The following is a 5,036-nucleotide window of genomic DNA, read 5'->3' on the forward strand; positions in this document are numbered from 1 at the left end:
CCACGAGGCGCACAAGGTCGTGACGGAGCACGAATGACCGCTCCGCGGCGGGGGTGAGACGCACCATGCGCGGACGCGGGCTGGTTCAACGGCAACGCCACGCAGAACTTCTGGCGTTCGGCGGAGAACCTGGCGATCACACCGTCCAACGGCGCCGACCGCTGGGCCGTCGCCCAGGCCGCCCCGTTCCGTCGCATCCACGTCAAGGGCGGCCTCAACCTCGCGCCCAACGGCTACGGATGGGTGTCCGGCGGCTACATCGCCGACTCCAGGATCGACGGCGCCGTCGCTCCGTACTCGCAGCAGCAGTGGTACACCCGTGACAGCTCGGTGGGCGGCTGGACCAACGGGGTGTGGAACATGACGTTCACCGGTGTCCAGGGCGCTCCGGCGACCGACTTCGACACCGGCCCGTACACCACGCTGGACACCACCCCCATCTCGCGCGAGAAGCCGTTCCTGCACCTCGACGGAGGCGACTTCAAGGTCTTCGTCCCGGCGAAGCGCACCGACGCCCGCGGTGTGTCCTGGCCGGCCAGCGCCGCGACCTCGCTCCCGCTCAGCCAGTTCGAAGGTGACCTCGTTCCCGTGATCCGTCGGTGCGAAGAGGGCGCAGCTCACGGCTGAACCTGCTGTCGGGGCTTCGACTCATGGGACCCCGACAGCAGGTGGCAGCACGTCGACGGCGTACCGGGAACGCCGAGTACCGGACCGGACCGGGTCCGGCGTCCCGCGGTGATTCGGCGCCGGTTTCAGGGATGCGGACGGGCCAGCCGGCGAAGGAGTGACACCGCGTCGGCGACGGGCACCGGCTCGAAGAACCGGGCGTCGGCCAGCTCGACGGCTGCGATCGCGCGGGGGGCCAGCTCGGCGCCGACGTCGGTGACGCGCAGTCGCTTGGCGCGCGTGTCGGCGGGGTCGGTCTCGCGCTCGATGAGCCCCTTGACCTCCAGGGTGCGCAGGACCTGGGAGGTCATCTTGACGTCGGTGCCCGCCTGCCGGGCCACGGCCAGCTGGTTGGGGTGCTCACCCTGGGAGTTGAGCCACCAGGTGCAGGCGAGCAACACGAACTGGACATGGGTGAGCTCGAGGGGGGCCAGCGCTGCGGCGATGTCGCGCTGCCAGCGCAGTGTGGCGTGCCAGAGCAGCAGTCCCGGGCTGTCCTCGGGGGCGAGGGGCATCAGCGCAGCGCCAGTTCGACCAGCGAGGCCATGGTGTCGGGCCAGTCGGCGGTGATCCCGGGCCCGATGTGGGCGCCTGCCTCGGCGGCTCCGGGGTCGGTGATCTCCATGCGGTACACCACTCGGACCCGGTCGGCGTCGGTCACGTCTGGGCGGGGAAGTCGAGGGCGGTCCCGTAGAGGCGGGACACCTTGATCGCGATGGTCACGCGCCGGTCGGGGAGCTGCTCGCCGGGGGCCGCCTCCTCGGCGGGGTCGACGATCCGGGCCTCGCCCTCCGCCACGGCGAACGACCAGACGTCCGGGCCGCTCACATGCAGGGAGGCGTGCGGGTCCCGGCGCAGTTGGCGGACCTTGAGCCGGTCGGCGGTGGAGGAGACGCGCAGTGTGCGCTCCTCGGCGTCCCAGTCGTACAGGACGGTCGACAGATGCGGGTGACCGGTGCTCCTGACGCTCGCGAGCACTCCGAACTGCTGCTGCTCCAGCAGACGTGAGAGCTCCTGGTCGGAGAGCGCGCGAGGGGCGGGGCCGTCGTTCTCGGTGCCCGTGTCGCTGCTCGTGTCGGTGACGCCGGCGGTGATCTCGGGGGTGGCGCGGTCGCTCATGGGATCAGCCTTTCGGGGGAGGTGTGCGGTGACGGGTGTGTGTCAGGCCTTTGTCGCGCGGGCCGGAGTCGGTGTGCCGACTGACGACCCCGCGACGGCCCGGCGTCCTGGGCGGCGCAGCATCGTGAGCGCGAGGGCGAAGGCGACGACGAGGAGGCCCGCTCCCACCGCGAAGGCGAGCCGGTATCCGCCGGTCAGCGCTTCGGCCGTGGTGCGCCCGCCCGCGGCGAGGCTCCGGGTGCGGGAGGCGGCGAGGGTCGACAGGACCGCGACGCCGAGCGCCATGCCGATCTGCTGGGTGGTGTTGAAGAGGCCGGACGCGAGACCGGCGTCCTCCTCGTCGGCTCCGGACATGGCCAGCGCGGTCAACGCCGGCAGTGCGAGGCCGAAGCCCGCGGCGAGCAGCATGGCGGGCAGGAGGTCGACGGCGTAACCGGCCTGTACGGGAAGGCGGCTGAGGAGGGCGAGGACGCCGATGAGGGCGACGATGCCCGCCAGCAGGACGTCGCGCTCGCCGAACCGGGCGCTCAGACGGGCGGAGACCCCCAGTGAGACGGCGCCGATGACGGCGGCCGCCGGGAGCATCGCGAGGCCGGTCTCGGCGGCGCCGTATCCGAGCACCTGCTGGAGGTAGAGGGCGACGAGGATCTGGAAGGAGAAGAGCGCGGCGACCATCAGGACCTGGATCAGGTTGGCGGCCAGGACGCTGCGCGAGCGGAAGATCCGCAGTGGCGTCAGGGGGTTCTCGGCGGTGGCCTGACGGACGAGGAAGGCGGTGAGCAGAACGGCGGCGAGGGCGCCCGTGCCCAGGGTGCGCCCCGACGACCAGCCGTGCTCCTCGACCTTGACGACGGTGTAGATGCCGAGCATCAGGCCGGCGGTGACCAGGGCCGCGCCCAACGCGTCGGCGCCGGCTTCGAGGCCCAGGCCCACGTCGCGGGGCAGCACGCGTACGGCGGTCGCGAGGACGGCGACGCCGATCGGCAGGTTGATGAAGAAGATCCAGTGCCAGTCGAGCGCGTCGGTGAGCACGCCGCCGAGGACCTGACCGATGGATGCGCCGGCCGCGCCGGTGAAACTGAAGACGGCGATGGCCCTGGCGCGCTCCTGCGGCTCGGTGAACAGCGTGACGAGGATGCCGAGGCCGACGGCGGAGGCCATGGCGCTGCCGATGCCCTGGAGGAAGCGGGCGGCGATCAGCGCCGCGGACGAGGTGGCCGCGCCGGCCAGCAGCGAGGCGGCGGTGAAGACGGTGACGCCGGCCAGGAACATGCGCCTGCGGCCGATCAGGTCGCCGACCCGGCCGGCCAGCAGGAGGAGGCTGCCGAACGCGATGAGGTAGGCGTTGACGACCCAGCTGAGTCCGGCAGGGGTGAACCCCAGGTCGTCCTGGATGGCAGGCATCGCCACGGTGACGATGGAGCCGTCCAGGACGATCATCAGCATTCCGGCGGCGACGACGACGAGCGCGAGCCGACGTGTGCGGGCTGCGGCGGGTAAGCGGGCGGGGCTGACTGCGGTGGGCACGGGAGGCCTCCTGTCGGTCGGTCGGGACGACAGGAGAGACCGTAGCAGATAGTTTTGTTGAAGACTATTTGCTTCGGTCTTAAGTTGGCCTCGTCGGCCGGCTCACCTCGTCTGGCGTGCCCGCCGGGCGGCGCGAGGGGCCTCGACGGGATGCGCCAGATCGTCGGCGACCAGGTGCTCCAGGGTGCGCAGCAGGACGGTCCTGTCCCCTTCGGGCAGCGCGGCCAAGGCGTCTCGGTGCACCCGGTCGACGATCTCCTGGCTCTGCCCGGCGACGCGCGCGCCCTCGTCGGTGACGGCGATGATCCGGGCCCGCCGGTCGGTGCGGGAAGGGCGGCGCTCGGCCAGCCCCGCCGCCTCCAGGGCGTCCACCGTCACCACCATCGTCGTCTTGTCCATGTCGCCGAGCTCGGCGAGTTGGACCTGGGTGCGCTCCTCCTCGAGGGCATGGACGAGGACGCAGTGCATGCGCGACGTCAGGCCGATCTCCGCGAGGGCGGCGGACATCCTGCTGCGCAGGATGTGGCTGGTGCGGTCGAGGAGGAACGACAGGTCCGGTTCGGTGCGTGCGGGCGCCATGGCGGTCATGCCTGCCAGGGTAGGGCAACTGGGTCCGAGACGGATTATCCGGAAGAGACCTTGCTGGAGGTCGCCGAGTCGGGCGCGGTACGGGCCACGTAGACCGTGTTCGTCGACGTGCCGTTCTGCAAGGCGTTGTCGAAGTCCACGACCTGGGCCGACGTGTGGGCGAAGACCTCCGAGAGCGCCGACAGGAACTGCTCGTCGGGCGGATCGTTCGACCACAGGGCGAACACCCCGCCGGGACGCAGGTGTTCGGCGAGGGCGCGGAGCCCGGCCGGACGGTAGAGAGCCGCATGGCGTGGGTGGAGCACATGACGCGGCGAGTGGTCGACGTCCAGCAGGACGGCGTCGAAGCGACGACCCGGGGCTTCGGGGTCCAGGCCGTGAGGGTCGGCGGCCAGCGCGAAGAAGTCGCCGTGTGTCAGCCGGCAGCGGGCGTCGGAGGTCAGCCGGGCGCCGAGGGGCACCAGGCGCCGCCGGTGCCAGTCGATGACCTCGGCGAGCGCTTCGACGACGGTCAGTGAGCGCACACGGGGGTCGTCCAGGGCCGCCTGGGCGGTGTAGCCGAGCCCGAGTCCGCCGACCGCGACGTCCAGTGCGGTCCCCTCGGCGTCCGGCAGCTCGGCCAGTGCGAGTTCCGTGAGCGCGATCTCGCCGGCGGTGAAGAGGCTGGACATCAGGAACTCGTCGCCGAGCTTCACCTCGTACACGTCCTCGCCCGAGACCGGGTGGCGCCGGCGCCGCAGACTGATCTCGCCGAGGGGCGTCGGCTGCCAGTCGATCTCCTCGAAGCGCAGGCCCATCCGTTCACCTTTCGTGTGTGAGCCGGGGCGGCGGACGCCCCCGCTCCGGCGAGGGAGCGGGGGAGTGGTGGAGCCTTGGGCCGGTCAGGCGTCGATGATCACGGGGATGATCAGCGGCCTGCGCCGGTGCGTGCGGAAGGCCCAGTTGGCCACCGCGCGGGCGATGAGCTGTTCGAGCTGGTGGGCGTCGCCGACGCCTTCCTGTGCTGCGTTGGCCAGCGTCTTCTCGATGACGGGAATGACCGGCTCGAACGTCGCGTCGTCATGGACGAAGCCGCGGGCCAGGAAGTCGGGAGCCTCGGCGAGGGCGCCGGTGTCGGCGTCGACGATGGCGACGAC

Annotated in this window: 6 protein-coding genes and 2 pseudogenes; 1 reads left to right on the plus strand and 7 read right to left on the minus strand. The window is 71.6% G+C overall.

Features of this window, described 5'->3' with window-relative positions; all coding sequences use genetic code 11:
• Window positions 1–72 precede the first annotated feature (72 nt).
• A pseudogene (locus ABT300_RS41235) lies at window positions 73–570 on the plus strand (discoidin domain-containing protein); the annotation flags it as partial.
• Between the two features lie 182 nt (window positions 571–752).
• On the opposite strand, the gene ABT300_RS41240 reads toward ABT300_RS41235, so the two are convergent.
• The 7 genes and pseudogenes from ABT300_RS41240 to ABT300_RS41270 all read right to left on the minus strand — a co-directional run.
• Entirely contained in the window at window positions 753–1,181 is a 429-nt protein-coding gene (locus tag ABT300_RS41240) for a MarR family winged helix-turn-helix transcriptional regulator (RefSeq protein WP_351687503.1), read from the minus strand.
• Window positions 1,181–1,327, minus strand: coding sequence for a hypothetical protein (locus ABT300_RS41245; protein ID WP_351687506.1), 147 nt, complete (start codon window positions 1,325–1,327; stop codon window positions 1,181–1,183). The genes ABT300_RS41240 and ABT300_RS41245 overlap by 1 nt, the downstream gene beginning before the upstream one ends.
• The gene (locus ABT300_RS41250) at window positions 1,324–1,785 is read right to left on the minus strand and encodes a pyridoxamine 5'-phosphate oxidase family protein (protein WP_351687509.1); all 462 of its coding nucleotides are present in this window, start codon (window positions 1,783–1,785) and stop codon (window positions 1,324–1,326) included. The genes ABT300_RS41245 and ABT300_RS41250 overlap by 4 nt, the downstream gene beginning before the upstream one ends.
• Before the next feature lie 42 nt (window positions 1,786–1,827).
• A complete protein-coding gene (locus ABT300_RS41255; protein WP_502978101.1) occupies window positions 1,828–3,231 on the minus strand; it encodes an MFS transporter in 1,404 nt (467 codons plus the stop codon).
• Between the two features lie 183 nt (window positions 3,232–3,414).
• Window positions 3,415–3,900 (minus strand): MarR family winged helix-turn-helix transcriptional regulator, encoded by a 486-nt coding sequence (locus ABT300_RS41260; protein WP_351687515.1) that lies wholly within the window; start codon window positions 3,898–3,900, stop codon window positions 3,415–3,417.
• A gap of 35 nt (window positions 3,901–3,935) precedes the next feature.
• Window positions 3,936–4,697 (minus strand): polyamine aminopropyltransferase, encoded by a 762-nt coding sequence (locus tag ABT300_RS41265; protein ID WP_351687518.1) that lies wholly within the window; start codon window positions 4,695–4,697, stop codon window positions 3,936–3,938.
• A gap of 84 nt (window positions 4,698–4,781) precedes the next feature.
• Window positions 4,782–5,036, minus strand: a pseudogene (locus ABT300_RS41270) (RNase J family beta-CASP ribonuclease); the annotation flags it as partial.

Source organism: Streptomyces sp. NPDC001027, from assembly GCF_040299045.1.
In the GTDB taxonomy this organism is placed as follows: domain Bacteria; phylum Actinomycetota; class Actinomycetes; order Streptomycetales; family Streptomycetaceae; genus Streptomyces.